Below are 21,681 nucleotides of genomic sequence, written 5' to 3' on the forward strand. Positions count from 1 at the left end.
TGCGTATAATTCTGCCAGACATCGGAGCCCGAAGACGCATGCCGCACACTAAAGATGATTTTCCCGACGCGCTGTACAGTGCCGCGCAGGTTCGGGCCCTTGACGCACAGCTGATTGCGGCAGGCACGACTGGCTTCGAATTGATGCAGCGAGCCGCCCGCGCCACCTGGCGCGCCATTGTCCGGCACTGGCCAGACGCCAGCGAGCTGACCGTGCTGGCCGGGCATGGCAACAACGCCGGCGACGGTTATCTGGTGGCGACCCTGGCCCGCCGTGCCGGCTGGTCAGTGCGGGTGCTGACGGTGGGTGAGCCCCGGCGTTTACAGGGGGATGCCGCCAATGCCCACGCCGAGGCGGTGGCGGTGGGTGTGCCGGTGGAGCCATGGTCGGACGAGTCCGACTTGCGCGGCGTGCTGCTCGACGCCTTGCTCGGCACGGGATTGAGTGGCGAAGTACGCGAGCCCTACGTTCGGGCAATCGACACCATCAATGTCAGTGGCCTGCCAGTGGCCGCGGTGGATATCCCTTCGGGCTTGTGTGCCGACACGGGACGGGTGCTGGGTACGGCAGTGACGGCCGACCTGACCGTAACCTTTATCGGCCTGAAGCTGGGCCTGTTCACAGGCGATGCGGCGGACCGGGTCGGTGAACTGATATTCAATGATCTGCATGCCGATCCCGACATCGTCGAGGCGGCGCCGGCCACGGCCCGGCTTCTGCAGCCCGCTAATCTGCCGGGTCTGACGCCGCGCGCGCGCGCATCCCACAAAGGCAAGTTCGGTCATGTTCTATTGATCGGCGGCGATCGAGGTTTTGGCGGGGCTATCCAGATGAGCGCCGAGAGTGCCCTGCGTTGCGGCGCGGGGATGGTGTCCATGGCCACTCGCAACGAGCATGTGTCCGCTGCGCTGACGCGTTTACCCGAAGTCATGGTGCAGGGCACCCACTCAGCAAACCAATTGATGGGGTTGCTTGAGCAGGTCAGTGTGTTGGTGGTGGGGCCGGGCCTCGGCCAGGCTGCGTGGGGACGTAGCTTGTTGTCGGCGGCGGCCAACGCATTGCTGCCCCAGGTGTGGGATGCCGATGCGCTGAACCTGCTGAGCAGTGGCGCGGTCAGTTTGCCCGCGCACTGTGTGATCACCCCTCATCCGGGCGAGGCGGCGCGGCTTCTGGGTATCTCCACGGCTCAGGTGCAGGCCGATCGTCCGGCGGCGGCCCACGCATTGAGCAAACAATACGCGGCCACAGTGATTCTCAAAGGCGCTGGCAGCCTGATTGCCAGTCCAGACGGTCGCCTGTCGGTTTGCAGCCAGGGCCATCCGGCCATGGCCACGGCAGGCCTCGGGGATGTGCTGGCCGGGGTGGTCGGTGCGTTGCTCGCCCAAGGCATGGATGGCTTTGACGCCGCCTGCCTGGCGGTGTGGCTGCATGCCAATGCCGGTGCGCAAGCCGGTCAGTCGGGCCGGGGATTGGCGGCGACCGATCTGATCCCGGCCATTCGTCAGTTGTTGGAGGAGCATTCACCGTGTCTGAAGTAACCCTGTACGTGGCGGACGAACAAGCCATGACGCAATTGGGGGCGCGCATTGCGCGTACCACGGCTGGCCATGGTCTGATTTTTCTGGAGGGCGACCTCGGCGCGGGAAAAACCACCTTGTCCCGCGGCATTATTCGTGGCCTGGGACACGTCGGCGCAGTGAAAAGTCCTACGTTCACGTTGGTTGAACCCTACGAAATCGGCGACATTCGTGCCTTCCATTTTGACCTGTACCGACTGGTGGACCCTGAAGAGTTGGAATTCCTCGGTATCCGCGATTACTTCGAAGATGACGCCTTGTGTCTGATCGAATGGCCCCAGAAGGGTGCAGGCTTTTTGCCAAAGCCCGACCTGACCATTACCATTGGCGCGCAGAACGGCGGGCGTTCGTTGATACTGACGCCGCAAGGCTCGCGTGGCGAGTCGTGGTGTGCCGCTTTGGCACTGGAAACTAATTGATGATGGGGTTTGGTATGCGCTTTCGCGCGGTGGTTGCTGTCGTAGGAATGTTGCTTACGGCACTGGCCGTCGATGCTGTGGCACAGACGAAGGTCAGCAGCGTTCGTCTGTGGCGGGCGCCGGACAACACTCGTCTGGTGTTCGACCTGACGGGGCCGGTGCAGCACAGCGTATTCACCCTGACCGCTCCGGATCGCCTGGTGATCGACATCAATGGCGCATCCCTGGGGGCGCCGCTGACAGCCGCCACCGCCAACACGCCGATCACGGCCATTCGCTCGGCTCAGCGCACGCCGACTGACCTGCGGGTGGTCGTCGATCTGAATAAGGCGGTGACCCCGAAAAGCTTCACCCTGGCGCCCAACGCCCAGTACGGCAACCGACTGGTGGTGGACTTGTTCGACAACCCGGGCGATGCCGCGCCACCGCCTGCGCCGCCGACCAAAGTCGCCACAGTGCCGGCGGTGCCGGTCACGCCGACCGAGCCTGCTCTCAAGCTACCGCCGGCGCCTTCCGGCAAGCGCGATATCATCGTTGTGATCGATGCCGGTCACGGGGGGGAGGACCCGGGTGCCTCTGGCTCGCGAGGGCAGCGTGAAAAGGACGTGGTGTTGTCCATCGCCCGTGAGTTGCAGCGTCAGGTCAATGGTATGAAGGGCTTTCGCGCGGAGCTGACCCGTACCGGAGACTATTTCATCCCCTTGCGTGGCCGTACCGAAATCGCCCGCAAGAAGGGCGCGGACCTGTTCGTCTCGATCCATGCCGACGCCGCCCCTTCAAAAGCCGCGTTCGGGGCCTCGGTGTTTGCCCTGTCTGACCGGGGGGCCACCTCCGAGACCGCCCGTTGGCTGGCTGACAGCGAAAACCGTTCCGACCTGATTGGCGGTGCCGGTAACGTCAGCCTCGATGACAAGGACCGCATGCTCGCCGGCGTGCTGCTCGATTTGTCGATGACCGCCTCGCTGACGTCCAGCCTGAACGTCGGTCAAAAAGTCTTGAGCAACATTGGGCGTGTCACGCCGCTGCACAAGCGACGCGTCGAGCAGGCCGGGTTCATGGTGCTCAAGTCACCGGATATCCCGTCGATTCTGGTGGAAACCGGGTTCATCTCCAACGCCAACGAAGCCTCGAAGCTGACATCCTCCAGCCACCAACAGGCCCTGGCCCGTTCCATCAGCAGCGGCGTGCGACAGTTCTTCCAGCAGAACCCGCCACCGGGCACCTACATCGCCTGGCTACGAGACTCCGGCAAGATCGCCCAGGGGCCGCGAGACCATCGGGTCAATCCTGGCGAAACCCTGGCAATGATCGCGGTGCGCTATCAGGTGTCGCCCGCGTCGTTGCGCAGTGCCAATAATCTCAAGAGCGACGAGCTCAAGATCGGCCAGACCCTGACCATTCCCGGCAACGAAGTGGTGGTCAAGCAATGAGCGATGAACTGACCGGCAGCACTGCCCGCATCGAACTGCTCAGCCCCCGGCTGGCGAACCAGATCGCCGCCGGTGAGGTGGTCGAGCGTCCGGCGTCGGTGATCAAGGAGTTGCTGGAGAACAGCCTCGACTCCGGGGCCCGGCGCATCGATGTGGATGTCGAGCAGGGCGGTGTCAAGCTGCTGCGTGTGCGCGATGACGGTGGCGGCATTCCTGCCGACGACCTGCCGTTGGCCCTGGCGCGCCACGCCACCAGCAAGATCCGCGATCTGGAAGACCTCGAGCGGGTCATGAGCCTGGGGTTCCGTGGCGAGGCGCTGGCCTCCATCAGTTCGGTGTCGCGCCTGACGCTCACCTCGCGTACCCGCGAAGCCGACCAGGCCTGGCAGGTCGAGACCGAAGGCCGGGACATGGCCTCTCGCGTCCAGCCCGCGGCCCATCCGGTGGGCACCTCGGTGGAAGTGCGCGACCTGTTCTTCAATACCCCGGCCCGGCGCAAGTTTCTCAAGGCCGAGAAGACCGAATTCGATCATTTGCAGGAAGTCATCAAGCGTCTGGCGCTGGCGCGTTTTGACGTGGCGTTCCATTTGCGCCACAACGGCAAGACCATCCTCAGCCTGCACGAGGCCCATGATGATGCGGCCCGTGCTCGACGCGTTGGCGCGGTGTGCGGTGCCGGGTTCCTGGAGCAGGCTCTGCCCATCGAAGTGGAGCGCAATGGCCTGCACCTGTGGGGCTGGGTCGGGCTGCCGACTTTTTCTCGCAGCCAGGCGGACTTGCAGTACTTTTACGTGAACGGGCGGGCGGTGCGCGACAAGCTGGTGGCCCACGCGGTGCGCCAGGCCTATCGCGACGTGTTGTTCAACGGTCGGCATCCAACGTTCGTGCTTTTTTTCGAAGTCGATCCCGCGGTGGTGGACGTCAACGTGCATCCCACCAAGCATGAAGTACGCTTCCGTGACGGGCGCATGGTGCACGATTTCCTTTACGGCACCTTGCACCGCGCCTTGGGTGATGTGCGCCCCGAAGATCAATTGGCGGCACCAGCGGCAGTTGCCGGCATGGTCCGGCCAACGGGGCTGGAGGCTGGCGAATTCGGGCCTCAGGGCGAAATGCGCCTGGCCGCCAACGCACTGCTGGAGCAACCCCAGCCCCAGCCGACCTACAACGCCGCCGGGACCGGCGCGGGCAGCGGTTACCAGTACCAATACACCCCGCGTGCGCAATCGAGCGTGCCCGCCGCCGAAGCTCAGGCGGCTTATCGCGAGTTCTTCAAGCCCCTGCCTGAGGCCGGTGCGGCGGCGTTGCCGGACGGCCAGGGTGATATTCCGCCACTGGGTTATGCCCTGGCGCAGCTCAAAGGCATCTATATCCTCGCGGAAAATGCCCAAGGCCTGGTTCTGGTAGACATGCATGCCGCCCACGAGAGGATCATGTACGAGCGGCTGAAGATCGCCATGGCCAGCGAAGGCCTTAGCGGGCAACCGCTATTGGTGCCTGAATCCCTGGCGGTCAGCCAGCGTGAGGCCGATTGCGCCGAGGAGCATGTGAGCTGGTTCCAGCGCCTGGGCTTTGAGCTGCAGCGCCTGGGCCCGGAAACCCTGGCGATCCGGCAGATCCCGGCGTTGTTGAAGCAGGCCGAGGCCAACCGACTGGTCAGCGACGTGCTGGCGGACTTGATGGAGTACGGCACCAGCGACCGGATCCAGGCGCACCTGAACGAACTGCTCGGCACCATGGCCTGCCACGGCGCAATCCGCGCCAACCGGCGTCTGGCCTTGCCGGAAATGAATGGCCTGCTGCGGGATATGGAAAACACCGAGCGCAGCGGCCAATGCAACCATGGCCGGCCGACCTGGACCCAACTGGGCCTGGACGACCTGGACAAACTGTTCCTGCGCGGTCGTTGATGAGCCAGTTACCACCTGCGATCTTTCTGATGGGGCCGACCGCAGCCGGCAAGACCGACCTGGCCATTGAGTTGACCAAAGTGCTGCCCTGCGAGCTGATCAGCGTCGATTCGGCCTTGGTCTACCGGGGCATGGACATCGGCACGGCCAAGCCGTCAAAAGAGCTGCTGGCCGAGTTCCCGCACCGACTGATCGACATCCTGGATCCGGCCGAAGCTTACTCGGCAGCGGATTTTCGTCGCGATGCCCTTCAGGCCATGGCCGACATCACCGCCAGAGGCAAGATTCCGCTGCTGGTGGGCGGCACGATGCTGTACTACAAGGCTCTGGTCGAGGGGCTGGCGGACATGCCGGCTGCCGATCCCAACGTGCGCGCGCAGATCGAAGAAGAGGCTGCACGCCTTGGCTGGCAAGCCCTGCATGAGCAACTGGCGATCATCGACCCGGAGTCGGCGGCCCGCATTCACCCCAACGACCCGCAACGGCTCAGCCGGGCGCTGGAGGTCTATCGGGTCAGCGGGCAGAGCATGACGGCCCTGCGACAGCGACAATCTGCGCAAAGTACTGAAGCAGCCGCTTCGGGAATGCAACAATTGCCCTATACTGTCGCCAATCTGGCCATCGCTCCGGCGAACCGGCAAGTGCTGCATCGGCGAATTGAACAAAGATTCACATTAATGTTGGAACAGGGATTCATAGACGAGGTCGTAGCCCTGCGTGAGCGAAGTGACCTGCATGCCGGGTTGCCGTCTATACGTGCGGTGGGTTATCGACAGGTCTGGGACTATCTGGACGGCAAGCTGACGTCAGCCGAGATGCAGGAGCGTGGAATCATTGCCACGCGCCAATTGGCGAAACGCCAGTTCACCTGGCTGCGGAGCTGGACTGACTTGCATTGGCTTGACAGTCTTGATTGCGACAATCTGCCGCGCGCCTTGAAATACCTTGGGACCATCTCCATATTGAGCTGAGTCCTTGCAATTGCCGTCTATCCTTGGGGGTGTGACGGCCCAAGCCATCTGATTCCGATTTTAATTATTGATCCTTAAAGGAGTGCGGCACATGTCAAAAGGGCATTCGCTACAAGACCCTTACTTGAACACTTTACGTAAAGAGAAAGTTGGGGTGTCCATCTATCTGGTCAACGGGATCAAACTGCAAGGCCATATCGAGTCTTTCGACCAGTTCGTCATCCTGTTGAAAAACACCGTCAGCCAGATGGTCTACAAGCACGCGATCTCGACAGTAGTGCCTGTGCGTGCGATTCGTCTGCCTAGCGCAACCGAATCCGAAGCCGGTGACGCTGAACCGGGTAACGCTTGATAGGAGTCTCCTTTGTTCTTTGAGCGCCACGGTGGGGGTGAGCGGGCCATTCTCGTTCACTTGGATGGACAAGACCCTGAGGCGCGCGAAGATCCGCAGGAGTTTCAGGAATTGGCACTTTCGGCCGGCGCCGAGACCGTCGCGTTTTTTAACGTGCCGCGTCATCGGCCAACCGCCAAATACCTGATAGGTAGCGGCAAGGTCGAGGAATTGCGCGACCTGGTCAAAACCGAGCAGGTCGACCTGGTGATTTTCAATCACATCCTCACGCCCAGTCAGGAGCGTAACCTCGAGCGTGTGTTCGAGTGTCGCGTGATCGACCGGACGGGGCTGATTCTCGATATCTTCGCCCAACGCGCCCGTACCCATGAAGGCAAGCTCCAGGTCGAACTGGCCCAGCTTGAGCACATGAGTACGCGACTGGTTCGTGGCTGGACCCACCTTGAGCGGCAGAAGGGTGGTATCGGTCTGCGTGGTCCGGGTGAGACCCAGCTGGAAACCGACCGGCGCTTGCTGCGGGTTCGCCTGCGCCAGATCAAGGGGCGTCTGGAAAAGGTCCGCAGCCAGCGCGAGCAATCCCGGCGTGGCCGCAAGCGTGCTGATATCCCGACGGTTTCATTGGTGGGTTACACCAACGCCGGCAAATCGACGCTGTTCAATAACGTGACCCAGTCCGATGTCTACGCCGCCGACCAGCTGTTCGCCACGCTCGATCCGACCCTGCGCCGGCTCGATCTGGACGACCTCGGGCCGATTGTGCTGGCCGACACCGTGGGCTTCATTCGGCACCTGCCACATAAGCTGGTCGAGGCTTTCCGGGCTACGCTCGAAGAGTCGAGCAACTCCGACCTGCTGCTGCACGTGATCGATGCCGCCGAGCCGGACCGGATGCTGCAGATCGAGCAGGTCATGGTGGTGCTGGGCGAGATCGGAGCCCAGGACTTGCCGATCCTCGAGGTATACAACAAACTCGATTTGCTCGAAGGCGTGGAGCCGCAGATCCAGCGCGATGCCGATGGCAAGCCGCAGCGGGTCTGGTTATCGGCCCGCGACGGCTCCGGCCTCGACCTGCTCAAGCAGGCCGTGGCGGAGCTGCTGGGCAACGACCTGTTTGTTGGCACGCTGAAGTTGCCGCAACGTTTCGCCCGGTTGCGGGCCCAGTTCTTTGAGCTCGGAGCGGTGCAGAAAGAAGAACACGACGAAGAAGGCGTCTGCCTGCTGGCGGTTCGCCTGCCTCGGACGGAGCTCAATCGACTGGTCAGTCGCGAAGGGCTGCAGCCGATGGAATTCATCGAGCAACACACTTTGCAATAAAAGCCTGAGAAAGCTGTGTCAGGCATTCTGTAGCATTGGTCGGCGCGCCGTGGGTGCGTCTTTGCTTTATCAGATGGAGAGCGCTATGGCTTGGAATGAGCCGGGTGGCAACTCGAATAATCAGGATCCCTGGGGTGGAAAACGTCGTAACAACGGCGACCGCAAGGGGCCGCCGGATCTCGACGAGGCCTTCCGAAAGCTGCAGGAAAGCCTGAACGGTTTGTTCGGTGGTGGTAAGAAACGCGGTGACGATGGTGGTGGCCGTTCGGGCAAGGGTGGCGGTTATGGCCTGCTCGGCATTGGTCTTGTCGTGCTCGCGGCTGTCTGGCTGTACAGCGCGGTATATGTCGTGGACGAGCAGGAGCAGGCCGTGGTGCTGCGCTTCGGCAAGTACTACGAGACTGTCGGTCCGGGTCTGAACATCTATTTCCCGCCGATCGACAAGAAGTTCATGGAAAACGTCACGCGTGAGCGTGCCTATACCAAGCAGGGCCAGATGCTCACCGAAGACGAGAACATCGTCGAAGTGCCGCTGACCGTGCAATACAAGATTTCCAATCTGCAAGACTTCGTGCTGAACGTCGACCAACCGGAAATCAGCCTGCAGCACGCCACTGAAAGTGCCTTGCGTCATGTGGTGGGCTCTACCGCCATGGATCAGGTGCTGACTGAAGGTCGTGAGTTGATGGCCAGCGAAATCAAGGAGCGCCTGCAAAGGTTCCTCGATACCTATCGCACCGGTATCACCGTTACCCAGGTCAACGTTCAGAGCGCAGCGGCACCGCGTGAAGTCCAGGAAGCCTTCGATGACGTGATCCGTGCCCGTGAAGACGAGCAGCGTTCGCGCAACCAGGCCGAGACCTACGCCAACGGCGTCGTGCCGGAAGCCCGTGGTCAGGCCCAGCGCATCATTGAAGATGCCAACGGTTACCGCGACGAAGTGGTCTCCCGCGCCAAGGGTGAGGCAGATCGCTTCACCAAACTGGTGAGCGAGTATCGCAAGGCGCCTGAAGTCACCCGTGAGCGTCTGTACCTGGACACCATGCAGGAAGTCTTCAGCAACACCAGCAAGGTCCTCGTGACCGGCAACAAGAACGGCCAGAGCAATCTGCTGTACTTGCCGCTGGACAAGATGGTCGAAGGCAGTCGTAAAACCGGCACGCCACCGTCCAGCACGGCAGCGGCCAGCAATGAAGCCAATGCCCGCGCGGCGGCGGAGCAGCAGCAACAGCAAGCACGTACCAGGGAGAGTCGCTGATGAGCAATAAATCGCTGATCGCCCTTATTGTCGGTGTCGTCGTGGCGATCGCTGCCTGGAACTGCTTCTACATCGTGGCTCAGACCGAGCGTGCGGTGTTGCTGCAATTCGGTCGCGTGGTCCAGGCGGATGTCCAGCCGGGCCTGCATGTGAAAGTCCCGTACGTCAACAAGGTGCGTAAGTTCGATGCCCGCCTGATGACACTGGATGCACCGACACAACGCTTCCTGACGCTGGAAAAGAAAGCCGTGATGGTGGACGCCTACGCCAAGTGGCGCGTGAAAGATGCCGAGCGCTTCTACACCGCGACTTCCGGTCTCAAGCAGATTGCCGACGAGCGTCTGTCCCGTCGTCTTGAGTCGGGCCTGCGTGACCAGTTCGGTAAGCGTACGCTGCATGAAGTCGTGTCTGGTGAGCGTGATGCGCTCATGGCCGACATCACTCGTTCACTGAACGCGATGGCGGAAAAAGAGCTGGGTATCGAAGTTGTCGATGTCCGGGTCAAGGCCATCGACCTGCCCAAGGAAGTGAACCGCAGTGTGTTCGAGCGGATGAGCACCGAGCGTGAGCGTGAAGCTCGCGAGCACCGCGCCAAGGGTAACGAGCTGGCTGAAGGCATCCGTGCCGACGCCGATCGTCAGCGCCGCGTATTGCTGGCCGAAGCCTACCGTGAATCGGAAGAGCTGCGCGGTGACGGTGATGCCCAGGCCGCTGCGATCTACGCCAAAGCCTATGGTCAGGATCAGGAGTTCTACGCGTTCTACCGTAGCCTGCGTGCCTACCGTGAAAGCTTTGCGGACAAATCCGACGTCCTGGTCCTTGACCCAAGCAGCGACTTCTTCCAGTACCTGGAAAAGTCCAAGCCTTGATGCGACGTTGACCTGAAGCACTCCGCCCGGCGGCTAAAGCGTCGGGCGGGGTGATCCTTTGGGAAAACGTGTGTATGATGCGGCAGCCGGGAAATTCCCGGCTTTTTTGCGTCTGCACGTTCGATTGCGGTTTTTGTTGCAGGCGTCGGGTTGAACGGCTCGACAGGTTTTTCGAGGAAAGTGCTTGGCGAGGCCGACTACAGGCCATTCGTCACGTTGCTCATGCGCGGGGTTTGCGCATGGGGCGGGCATTTTCTGCTTCACTCAAGGCTTGCCCGAGGGCTGGCCGCCCGGACCATAGGGGAATGGCGTAATGGCAACGGTAGACCGCTGGCTGCTGCCAGATGGCATCGAAGAAGTACTGCCACCGGAAGCTGCGCGTATTGAAGTAGCGCGTCGGCAGGTGTTGGATCTGTTCCAGAGCTGGGGTTACGAATTCGTCGTTACCCCGCATATCGAGTACCTGGAATCCCTGCTGACCGGCGCGGGCCAGGACCTGGATCTGCGCACTTTCAAGGTTATCGACCCGCAGTCGGGCCGGCAGATGGGCTTTCGTGCCGACATCACGCCGCAAGTGGCACGTATCGACGCCCACACCCTGCGTCGTGAAGGTCCGAGTCGTCTGTGCTACGCCGGCAGTGTGCTGCACGCCCAGCCGCGCGCCCTGTCGTCTTCGCGCAGTCCGATCCAGCTGGGTGCCGAGTTGTATGGCGACGCCAGCCCGAGCAGCGACGTGGAAGTCATCAGCCTGATGCTTGCCATGCTGCAACTGGCCGACGTACCAGATGTCCACATGGACCTGGGCCACGTCGGCATCTATCGTGGCCTGGCGCGTGCGGCCGGTTTGTCCGGCGAAGTGGAGCAGCAGTTGTTCGATGCCTTGCAGCGCAAGGCCATCGATGAAGTGATCAGTCTGACCGAAGGCCTGCCGGCCGATCTGTCCGGCATGTTGCGGGCGCTGGTGGATCTGTGCGGCGGTCGCGAAGTGCTGGCCGCTGCCCGCGAGCGGCTGGCCCATGCGCCGGCACCGGTGCTCGCGGCACTGGACGATTTGCTGGCGATTGCCGAGCGGCTGTCCGTGCGTTTCCCCGAGCTGCCGCTGTATTTCGACCTGGGTGAACTACGCGGTTATCACTACCACACCGGTGTGGTGTTCGCGGTGTTCGTGCCGGGGGTTGGCCAGTCCATCGCTCAGGGCGGTCGATACGATGATATTGGCGCCGACTTCGGTCGTGCCCGTCCGGCGACCGGCTTCTCTACCGATTTGAAAACCCTGGTGACCCTGGGGCGTGCTGAAGTCGAGCTACCGTCTGGCGGTATCTGGATGCCTGACAGTACGGATGCAGCACTCTGGCAGACGGTCTGCCAGTTGCGCAGTGAGGGTCAGCGTGTCGTCCAGGCCTTGCCTGGGCAGCCTTTGGCCGCCGCCCGTGAAGCGGACTGCGACCGGCAATTGATTCAGCAGAACGGGCTTTGGCAAGTATTGCCGCTGGCTTCTTGAGTTTTCCTGCCGGCTGCGGCCGGCACCAAGTTTGCGCGAATGAGGACAAGTGTTATGGGTAAGAATGTCGTAGTCCTGGGCACCCAGTGGGGTGATGAGGGCAAAGGCAAGATCGTTGATCTGCTGACCGAACATGCTGCCGCCGTAGTGCGCTACCAGGGTGGCCACAACGCAGGTCACACCTTGGTGATCGACGGTGAGAAAACCGTACTGCACCTGATTCCGTCGGGCGTGTTGCGCGAAGGCGTGCAGTGCCTGATCGGCAACGGGGTGGTGGTTGCCCCTGACGCCTTGTTGCGGGAAATCATCAAGCTGGAAGAGAAAGGCGTACCGGTGCGCGAGCGCCTGCGTATCAGCCCGTCCTGCCCGCTGATCCTGTCCTATCACGTTGCGCTGGACCAGGCCCGCGAAAAGGCCCGTGGCGAGCTGAAGATCGGCACCACCGGTCGCGGCATCGGCCCGGCCTACGAAGACAAGGTGGCCCGTCGTGGCCTGCGCATCGGTGACCTGTTTCACCGTGAGCGCTTCGCCGCCAAGCTGGGCGAGTTGCTGGACTACCACAACTTCGTTCTGGTCAATTACTACAAAGAGCCGGCCATCGACTTCCAGAAGACCCTGGATGAGTGCATGGAGTACGCCGAGCTGCTCAAGCCGATGATGCTCGACGTCACTGCCGAGCTGCACGAGTTGCGTCGCGCGGGCAAGGACATCATGTTCGAAGGCGCCCAAGGGTCGCTGCTGGACATCGACCACGGTACCTATCCGTACGTCACCAGTTCCAACACCACTGCCGGCGGCATCGCCACGGGTTCGGGTTTCGGCCCGATGTACCTGGATTACATCCTGGGCATCACCAAGGCATACACCACTCGCGTCGGTTCGGGTCCGTTCCCGACCGAGCTGTTCGATGATGTTGGTGCGTTCCTGGCCAAGCGCGGCCATGAGTTCGGCGCCACCACTGGCCGTGCCCGTCGTTGCGGCTGGTTCGATGCCGTCATCCTGCGTCGCGCCATCGACGTCAACAGTATCTCGGGCCTGTGCCTGACCAAGCTGGACGTACTGGACGGCCTGGAAACCATCAACATCTGCGTGGGCTACAAGAATCAGGACGGCGCGGTCATCGACGCACCGACTGACGCTGACAGCTACATCGGTCTGGAGCCGGTATACGAGCAGATGCCAGGCTGGACTGAGTCGACCGTGGGTGCCAAGACCCTGGAAGAGCTGCCAGTAGCGGCTCGCAATTACATCAAGCGCGTCGAAGAGTTGGTCGGTGCACCGATCGACATTATTTCGACGGGGCCGGACCGCAACGAAACCATCGTTCTGCGTCACCCGTTTGCCTGATAAGTCGTTGATGTAAAATACAAAGGACCCTCGTTTGGGTCCTTTGTCGTTTCTGCCTGCCGGACGGCACGACACTTGCTATACACCATGAATAATAAGTGCTTCTTGTGAAGTGCCATCAAATTAATGGCGTTAGTAGAGGGATTCCCTGTGTCGGCCGTTCTCTCATTGTTACAAAGCCGCCTGTTGCGGCCTGTGTTCGTTACTCTTGGTGTCGCCCTTTTGGTGCAGGTGCTGGTCGCTGTCGCGCTGACGCGAAGCACGGTCACTGCGCTGGAGGCAGATCTGGAGGCGCGGCTCGGCGGCGACAGCCAGAAGTTGTCTGGCGAGCTGGAGCAGGCCGGGCGTGAAGTGACGTCGAGCCTGGACAGCTTGTCTGCCAGCACTCGTCAGCGCCTCACCGCCGGTTTATCTGCGCGGCTGAAGGATGAGCAGGCACAGTTGCGGGCGACGCTGGAAAAATCGCTCAAGGACTCTGCCAATGATATGGCGCAACTCCTGGCTTCGGTTGCGCCCCGCGCCATGTGGGACAGCGACGTGCCGGCCCTCTCTGAGTTTGCCCGTCGGGCCCAGCGCAATCCCAACGTACTCTTCGTCATTTATGACGACGCCACCGGCCAGCACCTGACTCGCTACCTGAATCGGGAGAACCCGATCAACAAGGCTTTGTTGGAGAAAGGCCAGGGCGACCGGGCGCTGGACAAGGTGTTGGACGCGGCGAAGAACGACCCTTCGGTGTATTACCTTGAGGCCTCGATCAACCCCAACGGCGTAGAGATCGGCAAGGTGTTGATGGGCGTTTCCACGGCCTCCGTTGAAGCTGACCTGGAGGCGTTGGACCAGCGCTTCTCGGCCTTGATCGCCAGTGGTGACCAGTTGGTGGGTGATAGCCTCAAGGGGGCGGCAGCCGACAGCGCCACGGCAATGCGCGGGCGCCTGGAGTCGGCTCAGTCCACCGCGACGCAAATGCAGGCCAACACCGCCACCACCGTACAGGACGCTGCGGGCACTTTGCGCTGGCGGATCGGCCTGGGTCTAGCGCTGGTGGGGTTTGGCGTGCTGGTGCTGCTGGCGGTGGTGTTGGGGCGGCGAGTGGTCAATCGTTTGAAACTGTTGATTGCCGCGATGAACGATCTGGCGGCGGGTGAGGGCGACCTGACCAAGCGCGTGCAAATCAGCAGCAAGGACGAAATCGGCGAGATGGCCTCGGCGGTCAATCGTTTTGTGGATAAGTTGCAGCCCATCGTGCGAGAGGCGGGGGATGTGGCCCAGCGCACCGGTGTGGAAATCGGTGCAATGACCTTGCGTAACTCCGGTGCCGATGCGGCGGCCGGAATGCAGCGTGATGAAGTGGCCGAGAGCTTGCGGGCGCTGTCGCAGATGGCCGATGAAGCGCAATCGGAAAGCCAGGCGATGCAGGCTGCCTTGCAGCAGGTGGTGGAGATTCGCAAGGCTACCGACGAAAACACCCGAACCTCGGCCAAGGTCGGTGGTTTGATCGAAGCGCTGGCAGGGCAGGTCGATACGGGGGCAAAAGTCATCGAGCGGCTGGCGCAACAGAGCGAGCAGATCGAAGTGGTGCTCACGGTCATTCACGGCATTGCCGAGCAAACCAACCTGCTGGCTTTGAACGCGGCCATCGAAGCGGCGCGGGCCGGGGAAACCGGGCGTGGGTTCGCAGTGGTTGCCGACGAGGTGCGGGCGCTGGCAAGCAAGACCCAGAGTTCGACCGGCGACATCCAGGCGCATATCGTCGCGCTGCAGCAGGGCGCTCGCGAGGCGGTGGCTGCCATCGGCCAGGCCGGGCGTCAGGCCAGTGAGGGGTTGTTGGTGTTGCGTGACAGCGCGCGCTTGCAGCAGTCGGTACAGACCTCTGTAGAGCAGGTGCATGCGGCCATCGGTCTGGCCACGCAAGCGGCGGCTCACCAGGCGCAAGGTGCGCAAGCGGTGCGTGGGCGGGTGGAAACCATTCACGCCCAGGCCGAGAAAGCGGCTCAGGCTGTGGTCGAGACCACGGCCAGTGGCAAGGTATTGGATAGTCTGGCGGCGCAGTTGAAGGCGAGCCTGGGGCAGTTCCGGGCTTGATGGGCTGGCCTCATCGCGAGCAGGCTCGCTCCCACATTGATCCACTGTGAACAGAGTATCTGTGAGCGCTGGAGATCCCGTGTGGGAGCGAGCCTGCTCGCGATAGCGGTTTCAGTGGCTCAGAGGCATCTTGTCGTGAGCGAATAAATCGCCAACCCCAGAAACGCAAAAACCCGCTTTCGCGGGTTTTTGTGAGTTCAAGGCCGTAACCTTGAAGCTTGAATTGGTGCCCAGAAGAAGACTCGAACTTCCACGACCTTGCGGTCACCAGCACCTGAAGCTGGCGTGTCTACCAATTTCACCATCTGGGCAGCATCTTCAGCGTTGCCGCTGTCGATGTGGCGCACTATACGGAGCGAGTTTTGATCTGTAAACCCCTGTTTTTGTTTTAGTAATTACCAGTCGGATTCCAGGGGCCGAAAATGCAAAAACCCGCTTTCGCGGGTTTTTGGGGAGCTGGCAGATCATTGATCTGTCGCTCGAAATTGGTGCCCAGAAGAAGACTCGAACTTCCACGACCTTGCGGTCACCAGCACCTGAAGCTGGCGTGTCTACCAATTTCACCATCTGGGCAGTATCGGCAACGCGTGTGCGTCGTCGATGGCGCGCACTATACGGAGCGTGTTTTTAACTGTAAACCCCTCACGAGAAAAAAACCGCTAAATTTCACGAGCGGTGCATTTCCGGGCTTCAAGAGGGGTCAAAAGGCTTCAGAAAAAGGCATTGGATGCTTGAAATTTCCCGTTTCATTACGCCTATGCCAAACTAACCCGCATATAGACAAGGTGAAAACTCTCTAATGGCCGATTGGCAGTCCCTCGATCCCGAGGCCGCTCGTGAAGCGGAAAAATACGAAAACCCTATTCCTAGCCGCGAACTGATCCTGGCGCATCTCGCCGATCGGGGTTCGCCTGCTAGCCGCGAGCAACTGGTCGAAGAGTTCGGTCTGACCACCGAAGACCAGCTCGAAGCCCTGCGCCGCCGTCTGCGCGCCATGGAGCGCGATGCGCAGTTGATCTACACCCGGCGCGGCACCTATGCGCCCGTGGACAAGCTTGACCTGATCCTGGGCCGCATCGCCGGTCACCGTGACGGTTTCGGCTTCCTGATCCCGGACGACGGCAGCGACGACCTGTTCATGAGCCCGGCGCAGATGCGTCTGGTGTTCGACGGTGACCGGGCTTTGGCCCGGGTTTCCGGCCTGGACCGCCGCGGCCGCCGTGAAGGCGTGATCGTCGAAGTGGTGTCCCGTGCCCACGAAAGCATCGTCGGCCGTTACTTTGAAGAAGGTGGCATCGGCTTTGTCGTCGCCGACAACCCGAAGATCCAGCAGGAAGTGCTGGTCACCCCGGGCCGCAATGCCAACGCCAAGGTCGGTCAGTTCGTCGAGGTGAAAATCACCCACTGGCCAACCCCGCGCTTCCAGCCCCAGGGCGATGTGGTGGAAGTGGTCGGCAACTACATGGCGCCGGGCATGGAAATCGATGTTGCCTTGCGCACCTACGACATTCCCCACGTCTGGCCCGAAGCGGTCCTGAAAGAAGCCGCCAAGCTCAAGCCGGAAGTCGAAGAGAAAGACAAAGAGAAGCGCATCGACCTGCGTCACCTGCCATTCGTCACCATTGATGGCGAAGACGCCCGGGACTTCGACGACGCGGTCTACTGCGAAGCCAAGCCTGGCAAGCTGCGCCTGTTCTCCGGCGGCTGGAAGTTGTACGTGGCGATTGCCGATGTTTCCAGCTACGTGAAACTCGGTTCGGCGCTGGACGCCGAAGCCCAGGTACGCGGCAACTCGGTGTACTTCCCCGAGCGCGTCGTACCGATGCTGCCAGAGCAACTGTCCAACGGTTTGTGCTCGCTCAATCCTCACGTCGATCGCCTGGCCATGGTTTGCGAGATGACCATCTCCAAATCCGGCGAGATGACCGACTACTGCTTCTACGAGGCGGTGATCCATTCCCACGCCCGCCTGACCTACAACAAGGTCAGCGCGATGCTGGAAACCCCGAAACTTGCCGAATCGCGCAAGCTTCGTGGCGAATACACCGATGTCGTGCCGCATCTCAAAGAGCTGTACTCGCTCTACAAAGTGCTGCTGGCGGCCCGTCACGTGCGTGGCGCGATCGATTTCGAAACTCAGGAAACCCGGATCATCTTCGGCTCCGAGCGCAAGATCGCCGAGATTCGTCCGACGGTGCGCAACGATGCCCACAAGCTGATCGAGGAATGCATGCTGGCCGCCAACGTCGCCACTGCTGAGTTCCTGAAGAAGCACGAGATTCCTGCGCTGTACCGGGTCCACGATGGCCCGCCGCCGGAGCGCCTGGAAAAACTGCGGGCCTTCCTCGGTGAGCTCGGCCTGTCCTTGCACAAAGGCAAGGACGGTCCGTCGCCCAAGGATTACCAGGCCCTGCTGGCCAGTATCAAGGATCGTCCGGATTTCCACCTGATCCAGACCGTGATGCTGCGCTCGTTGAGCCAGGCGGTATACAGCGCCGATAACCAGGGCCACTTCGGCCTGAATTACGAAGCTTATACCCACTTTACGTCGCCGATCCGTCGTTACCCTGACTTGCTCACGCATCGGGCGATCCGCAGCGTGATCCACTCGAAGATGGACACCCCGCACGTCAAACGTGCCGGTGCGATGACCATTCCCAAGGCGCGCATCTACCCCTACGACGAGGCGGCCCTGGAACAACTCGGCGAGCAATGCTCGATGAGCGAGCGCCGTGCCGATGAAGCGACTCGCGACGTAGTGAACTGGCTCAAGTGCGAGTTCATGAAGGATCGCGTGGGTGAGTCGTTCCCGGGCGTGATCACTGCCGTGACCGGTTTTGGCCTGTTCGTCGAACTGACCGACATCTACGTCGAAGGCCTGGTGCACGTCACCGCGCTGCCGGGCGATTACTACCACTTCGACCCCGTGCATCACCGCTTGGCGGGTGAGCGCACCGGTCGCAGCTTCCGTCTTGGCGATACGGTCGAAGTGCGGGTCATGCGCGTTGATCTCGACGAGCGCAAGATCGACTTCGAGATGGCGGAAAAAACCATCAGCGCGCCGATTGGCCGCAAGAAGCGCGGCACTGAAACTTCTGCGCCTGCGGCCAAGACCGCCGCCGAGCCTGCTGCGGCCAAGTCCGGGCGTCGCGGTCCGGCCAAGGAAAAGGCCGTCGAAGCCTATCGCCCAAGCGATGCGGCGGCAAAAAACGCCGAGCTGCGCAAAAGTCGTGAGATGAAACAGGCGTTGCTCGCCGAAGCCAAGAGCGGCGGTAAAGCGGCGTCTGGGGGAAAGACCGGACGGTCGGCGCCGGACAAGGCGACCGGCAAGCCGAGCAAACACCGTAAAGGCCCGCCGAAAGCGGGCTCGGCCCCAGCCAAGAGCGGCGGGGCGCGTAAACCCAAGGCCAAGTCATGAGTCAGTTGGAAAAAATCTACGGTGTGCATGCCGTGGAAGCATTGCTGCGTCACCATCCCAAGCGGGTCAAGCAGATCTGGCTGGCGGAAGGCCGCAGTGATCCGCGGGTCCAGACCCTGATCGAGCTGGCTGGCGAGAATCGCGTAGCGGTCGGCCAGGCCGAACGGCGGGAAATGGACGCCTGGGTCGAAGGTGTGCACCAGGGGGTGGTGGCTGAGGTCAGCCCGAGCCAGGTCTGGGGCGAGGCGATGCTCGACGAGTTGCTCGATCGCACCGAAGGCGCGCCATTGTTGCTGGTACTGGATGGCGTGACCGATCCTCACAACCTTGGCGCTTGCCTGCGCTCGGCCGATGCGGCGGGTGCATTGGCGGTGATCGTACCTAAAGACAAGTCGGCGACGTTGACGCCGGTGGTGCGTAAAGTCGCCTGTGGCGCGGCGGAAGTTATCCCGTTGGTGGCCGTGACCAATCTGGCGCGTACCCTGGAGAAACTCCAGCAGCGTGGCCTGTGGGTGGTCGGCACGGCGGGCGAGGCCGAGGTCAGCATTTATGACCAGGACCTGACGGGCCCGACGATCCTGATCATGGGGGCCGAAGGCAAGGGCATGCGGCGCCTGACCCGCGAGCATTGCGACTACCTGGTCAAGCTGCCGATGGCCGGCAGTGTCAGCAGCCTCAACGTTTCGGTCGCGACCGGCGTGTGTCTGTTCGAGGCTCAGCGCCAGCGTAGCGTCAAGGCTGCTGCGGCCGCCAAGAAGTCCTGATCCAGTTGTATTCCTTTGGGAGCGAGCCTGCTCGCGATAGCGGAGTGCCGTTCAACGCAAATGTTGAATGGAGCGCCCTCATCGCGAGCAGGCTCGCTCCCACATTGGTTTGTGTGGGTAAGGATTGGTGGTTGTTCAAATAATCACCAATCACCTTGCGCCGCCCTCGGCCCTTCTCTACAATTGCGCCCCTTGCTGTGATGGCAGGCACTTATGTGTCTAGCGTCCACAAGTCCATAAGTGTCATTCACTCCTTGTCTGACCGTTTTTGAGCGGCAGGCTACAACCCGTAAGGAGCATTCATGCGTCATTACGAAATCATCTTTTTGGTCCACCCGGATCAAAGCGAGCAAGTCGGCGGCATGGTTGAGCGTTACACCAAGCTGATCGAAGAAGACGGCGGCAAAATCCACCGTCTGGAAGATTGGGGCCGTCGTCAACTGGCCTATGCAATCAACAATGTTCACAAGGCTCACTACGTGATGCTGAACGTTGAATGCACCGGCAAGGCCCTGGCCGAGCTGGAAGACAACTTCCGCTACAACGATGCAGTGATCCGTAACCTGGTCATCCGTCGCGAAGAAGCCGTCACCGGCCAATCCGAGATGCTCAAGGCTGAAGAAAACCGCAGTGAGCGCCGTGAGCGTCGCGACCGTCCTGAGCACTCTGACAGCGCCGATGGCGATGACAGCGATAGCGACAGCGACAACAGCGATAACGCTGACGAGTAATCCACGGACCTTTTAAGGAGCCAATCACATGGCACGTTTCTTCCGTCGTCGTAAATTCTGCCGCTTCACCGCTGAAGACGTGAAAGAGATCGATTACAAAGATCTCAACACTCTGAAAGCCTACGTATCCGAGACCGGCAAAATCGTTCCAAGCCGTATCACCGGTACCAAAGCTCGTTATCAGCGTCAGCTGGCCACCGCTATCAAGCGCGCCCGCTTCCTGGCCCTGCTGGCCTACACCGACAGCCACGGCCGCTGAGACCGGGCAGTCGACACGTAGCAAAGGATTGAATGCATGCGCGCCTTAGCTGAGTTCATCATGCGCGGTCGTATGCAGGCCACTCTGGTAGTGGCTGGATGCGCGGCATTGCCGTTGTTGTATTGGTTGGGTGCTGCCGCGGTGAGTCTTGTACTCCTGCGGCGCGGATTGAAGGACGCCCTTGGCGTTCTTGCTCTGGGACTGCTGCCGGCTTTGCTCTGGTGGTTGTATTCCGCTGACCCGCGGGCACTGATGGTGCTGCTGGGGTCTTCGGCGCTGGCGTTGGTGTTGCGCGCAAGCGAATCCTGGAACCGCGTGCTGCTGGTCAGCATAGCGATGGGAGTGGTGTTTTCAGTGGTGCTCGGGGTGGCTTTCGCGCCCCAGATCGAGATGCTGTCGCAGGCTTTGATAAAAATCCTGCCCGAGGCCCTCGGTGATCTCTACCAGCAGATGTCGGTAGAGGAGCAAGCGCGTTTCGCGTCCCTGATCGCACCGGTCCTGACCGGCCTGATTGCGGCCTTGTTACAAATCGTCAGTGTGCTGAGCCTGATTATCGGGCGCTACTGGCAGGCGTTGTTGTACAACCCGGGTGGTTTTGGTCGCGAATTTCGCGCCATCCGTTTCCCGCTTGGGCTGGCGATGTTGCTGCTGGCGGGCATGCTTCTGGGGCCGAACTTCGGTCCGCAGATGGCCATGCTCACGCCGTTGTGCAGTGTACCGCTGGTATTTGCCGCTCTGGCCCTGATTCACGGGCTGGTGGCGCAAAAGCGACTGGCCAGGTTCTGGCTGGTGGGGTTGTACGTCACGTTGTTGCTGTTCATGCAGCTGATCTATCCGTTGCTGGTGGTCCTGGCCATCGTCGACAGCCTGATTGATTTTCGCGGTCGTATGGCGCCGAAAGACGCCGACAACGCGAACGGTGAAGGTTAAAAGTTAGAGGATTTTCACATGCAACTGATCCTTCTGGAAAAAGTCACCAACCTGGGCAACCTGGGTGACAAAGTAAACGTTAAGGCCGGTTACGGTCGTAACTACCTGCTGCCTTACGGCAAAGCCACCGCTGCGACCGCTGCCAACCTGGCCGCGTTCGAAGAGCGTCGCGCTGAGCTGGAAAAAGCCGCAGCAGACCGTAAGACCTCGGCTGAAAGCCGTGCTGCCCAACTGGCCGAGCTGGAAGTGACCATCACTGCCACCGCTGGCGACGAAGGCAAGCTGTTCGGTTCGATCGGTACTCACGACATCGCTGACGCACTGACCGCCTCTGGCGTTGAAGTGTCGAAGAGCGAAGTTCGTCTGCCGAACGGCACCATCCGCAACGTAGGCGAATTCGACGTAGCCGTGCACCTGCACGCCGAAGTTGAAGCCACCGTACGCGTTGTCGTGGTAGCAGCTTAAGCAATACCTGTCGGCTGGCACCCTCGGGTACTAGTCGGTAACATCGGGCACGATCCTGTTTACAGGTCGTGCCCTTTGTCT

The 21,681-nt window shown here is 61.3% G+C and carries 18 protein-coding genes and 2 tRNA genes; 18 read left to right on the forward strand and 2 right to left on the reverse strand.

The genetic code is table 11. The features are described 5' to 3' along the window. Positions 1 to 38: 38 nt before the first annotated feature. From GKKCFE_RS01170 to GKKCFE_RS01225, 12 genes are all read left to right on the forward strand, one after another. On the forward strand, positions 39 to 1,538 hold the full coding sequence (locus GKKCFE_RS01170) for an NAD(P)H-hydrate dehydratase (RefSeq protein ID WP_445577397.1): 1,500 nt from the start codon (positions 39 to 41) through the stop codon (positions 1,536 to 1,538). Further along, positions 1,526 to 1,996: a tRNA (adenosine(37)-N6)-threonylcarbamoyltransferase complex ATPase subunit type 1 TsaE gene (gene tsaE / locus GKKCFE_RS01175; protein ID WP_047227306.1), complete on the forward strand. Its 471-nt coding sequence runs from the start codon at positions 1,526 to 1,528 to the stop codon at positions 1,994 to 1,996. Before GKKCFE_RS01170 ends, tsaE begins: the two co-directional genes overlap by 13 nt. After that, positions 1,996 to 3,426 carry an N-acetylmuramoyl-L-alanine amidase gene (locus GKKCFE_RS01180; protein ID WP_047227307.1) on the forward strand — a complete coding sequence of 477 codons (1,431 nt, stop codon included), beginning with the start codon at positions 1,996 to 1,998 and terminating at the stop codon, positions 3,424 to 3,426. Before tsaE ends, GKKCFE_RS01180 begins: the two co-directional genes overlap by 1 nt. Then, complete coding sequence (gene mutL, locus GKKCFE_RS01185) at positions 3,423 to 5,336, forward strand: DNA mismatch repair endonuclease MutL (RefSeq protein ID WP_076382898.1); 1,914 nt, start codon at positions 3,423 to 3,425, stop codon at positions 5,334 to 5,336. Before GKKCFE_RS01180 ends, mutL begins: the two co-directional genes overlap by 4 nt. Beyond that, positions 5,336 to 6,307 (forward strand): tRNA (adenosine(37)-N6)-dimethylallyltransferase MiaA, encoded by a 972-nt coding sequence (miaA, locus tag GKKCFE_RS01190; protein WP_139048560.1) that lies wholly within the window; start codon positions 5,336 to 5,338, stop codon positions 6,305 to 6,307. The genes mutL and miaA overlap by 1 nt, the downstream gene beginning before the upstream one ends. Before the next feature lie 91 nt (positions 6,308 to 6,398). Continuing rightward, the gene (hfq, locus tag GKKCFE_RS01195) at positions 6,399 to 6,659 is read left to right on the forward strand and encodes an RNA chaperone Hfq (protein WP_047227310.1); all 261 of its coding nucleotides are present in this window, start codon (positions 6,399 to 6,401) and stop codon (positions 6,657 to 6,659) included. Between the two features lie 12 nt (positions 6,660 to 6,671). Further along, entirely contained in the window at positions 6,672 to 7,973 is a 1,302-nt protein-coding gene (gene hflX, locus GKKCFE_RS01200; RefSeq protein ID WP_047227311.1) for a ribosome rescue GTPase HflX, read from the forward strand. Positions 7,974 to 8,058: 85 nt separating this feature from the next. Then, entirely contained in the window at positions 8,059 to 9,231 is a 1,173-nt protein-coding gene (gene hflK, locus GKKCFE_RS01205) for an FtsH protease activity modulator HflK (RefSeq protein WP_139048559.1), read from the forward strand. Then, entirely contained in the window at positions 9,231 to 10,100 is an 870-nt protein-coding gene (gene hflC / locus GKKCFE_RS01210) for a protease modulator HflC (protein ID WP_047227313.1), read from the forward strand. Before hflK ends, hflC begins: the two co-directional genes overlap by 1 nt. Before the next feature lie 313 nt (positions 10,101 to 10,413). Then, the gene (locus GKKCFE_RS01215; RefSeq protein WP_047227314.1) at positions 10,414 to 11,601 is read left to right on the forward strand and encodes an ATP phosphoribosyltransferase regulatory subunit; all 1,188 of its coding nucleotides are present in this window, start codon (positions 10,414 to 10,416) and stop codon (positions 11,599 to 11,601) included. Positions 11,602 to 11,655: 54 nt separating this feature from the next. Then, positions 11,656 to 12,948 carry an adenylosuccinate synthase gene (locus tag GKKCFE_RS01220; protein ID WP_003186407.1) on the forward strand — a complete coding sequence of 431 codons (1,293 nt, stop codon included), beginning with the start codon at positions 11,656 to 11,658 and terminating at the stop codon, positions 12,946 to 12,948. Between the two features lie 150 nt (positions 12,949 to 13,098). After that, positions 13,099 to 15,033 (forward strand): methyl-accepting chemotaxis protein, encoded by a 1,935-nt coding sequence (locus GKKCFE_RS01225; protein WP_047227315.1) that lies wholly within the window; start codon positions 13,099 to 13,101, stop codon positions 15,031 to 15,033. A 224-nt stretch (positions 15,034 to 15,257) separates the two neighbouring features. Here the strand turns inward: GKKCFE_RS01225 and GKKCFE_RS01230 are convergent. Then, positions 15,258 to 15,344: transfer RNA gene (locus GKKCFE_RS01230), tRNA-Leu, on the reverse strand. A 175-nt stretch (positions 15,345 to 15,519) separates the two neighbouring features. After that, positions 15,520 to 15,606 (reverse strand) — tRNA-Leu (locus GKKCFE_RS01235). 226 nt (positions 15,607 to 15,832) lie between these two features. Between GKKCFE_RS01235 and rnr the strand changes: the two genes are divergently transcribed. From rnr to rplI, 6 genes are all read left to right on the forward strand, one after another. Beyond that, entirely contained in the window at positions 15,833 to 18,451 is a 2,619-nt protein-coding gene (gene rnr / locus GKKCFE_RS01240) for a ribonuclease R (protein WP_047227316.1), read from the forward strand. Beyond that, on the forward strand, positions 18,448 to 19,215 hold the full coding sequence (rlmB, locus tag GKKCFE_RS01245) for a 23S rRNA (guanosine(2251)-2'-O)-methyltransferase RlmB (RefSeq protein ID WP_047227317.1): 768 nt from the start codon (positions 18,448 to 18,450) through the stop codon (positions 19,213 to 19,215). The genes rnr and rlmB overlap by 4 nt, the downstream gene beginning before the upstream one ends. Positions 19,216 to 19,517: 302 nt before the next feature. Next, the gene (gene rpsF, locus GKKCFE_RS01250) at positions 19,518 to 19,946 is read left to right on the forward strand and encodes a 30S ribosomal protein S6 (protein ID WP_003186395.1); all 429 of its coding nucleotides are present in this window, start codon (positions 19,518 to 19,520) and stop codon (positions 19,944 to 19,946) included. A 28-nt stretch (positions 19,947 to 19,974) separates the two neighbouring features. Continuing rightward, the gene (gene rpsR / locus GKKCFE_RS01255; RefSeq protein ID WP_002551829.1) at positions 19,975 to 20,205 is read left to right on the forward strand and encodes a 30S ribosomal protein S18; all 231 of its coding nucleotides are present in this window, start codon (positions 19,975 to 19,977) and stop codon (positions 20,203 to 20,205) included. A 36-nt stretch (positions 20,206 to 20,241) separates the two neighbouring features. Next, the gene (locus GKKCFE_RS01260; RefSeq protein ID WP_047227318.1) at positions 20,242 to 21,135 is read left to right on the forward strand and encodes a hypothetical protein; all 894 of its coding nucleotides are present in this window, start codon (positions 20,242 to 20,244) and stop codon (positions 21,133 to 21,135) included. An 18-nt stretch (positions 21,136 to 21,153) separates the two neighbouring features. Then, entirely contained in the window at positions 21,154 to 21,600 is a 447-nt protein-coding gene (gene rplI, locus GKKCFE_RS01265; protein WP_047227319.1) for a 50S ribosomal protein L9, read from the forward strand. Positions 21,601 to 21,681 lie beyond the last annotated feature (81 nt).

The sequence above is a fragment of the Pseudomonas sp. E141 genome (assembly GCF_052659885.1).

Coding starts and splice junctions, on each gene's coding strand:
- GKKCFE_RS01170 (WP_445577397.1), top strand. CDS start 39: ATGCCGCACACTAAAGATGATTTTCCCGACGCGCTGTACAGTGCCGCG.
- GKKCFE_RS01180 (WP_047227307.1), top strand. CDS start 1,996: ATGATGGGGTTTGGTATGCGCTTTCGCGCGGTGGTTGCTGTCGTAGGA.
- mutL (WP_076382898.1), top strand. CDS start 3,423: ATGAGCGATGAACTGACCGGCAGCACTGCCCGCATCGAACTGCTCAGC.
- miaA (WP_139048560.1), top strand. CDS start 5,336: ATGAGCCAGTTACCACCTGCGATCTTTCTGATGGGGCCGACCGCAGCC.
- hfq (WP_047227310.1), top strand. CDS start 6,399: ATGTCAAAAGGGCATTCGCTACAAGACCCTTACTTGAACACTTTACGT.
- hflK (WP_139048559.1), top strand. CDS start 8,059: ATGGCTTGGAATGAGCCGGGTGGCAACTCGAATAATCAGGATCCCTGG.
- hflC (WP_047227313.1), top strand. CDS start 9,231: ATGAGCAATAAATCGCTGATCGCCCTTATTGTCGGTGTCGTCGTGGCG.
- GKKCFE_RS01215 (WP_047227314.1), top strand. CDS start 10,414: ATGGCAACGGTAGACCGCTGGCTGCTGCCAGATGGCATCGAAGAAGTA.
- GKKCFE_RS01220 (WP_003186407.1), top strand. CDS start 11,656: ATGGGTAAGAATGTCGTAGTCCTGGGCACCCAGTGGGGTGATGAGGGC.
- rnr (WP_047227316.1), top strand. CDS start 15,833: ATGGCCGATTGGCAGTCCCTCGATCCCGAGGCCGCTCGTGAAGCGGAA.
- rlmB (WP_047227317.1), top strand. CDS start 18,448: ATGAGTCAGTTGGAAAAAATCTACGGTGTGCATGCCGTGGAAGCATTG.
- rpsF (WP_003186395.1), top strand. CDS start 19,518: ATGCGTCATTACGAAATCATCTTTTTGGTCCACCCGGATCAAAGCGAG.
- rpsR (WP_002551829.1), top strand. CDS start 19,975: ATGGCACGTTTCTTCCGTCGTCGTAAATTCTGCCGCTTCACCGCTGAA.
- GKKCFE_RS01260 (WP_047227318.1), top strand. CDS start 20,242: ATGCGCGCCTTAGCTGAGTTCATCATGCGCGGTCGTATGCAGGCCACT.
- rplI (WP_047227319.1), top strand. CDS start 21,154: ATGCAACTGATCCTTCTGGAAAAAGTCACCAACCTGGGCAACCTGGGT.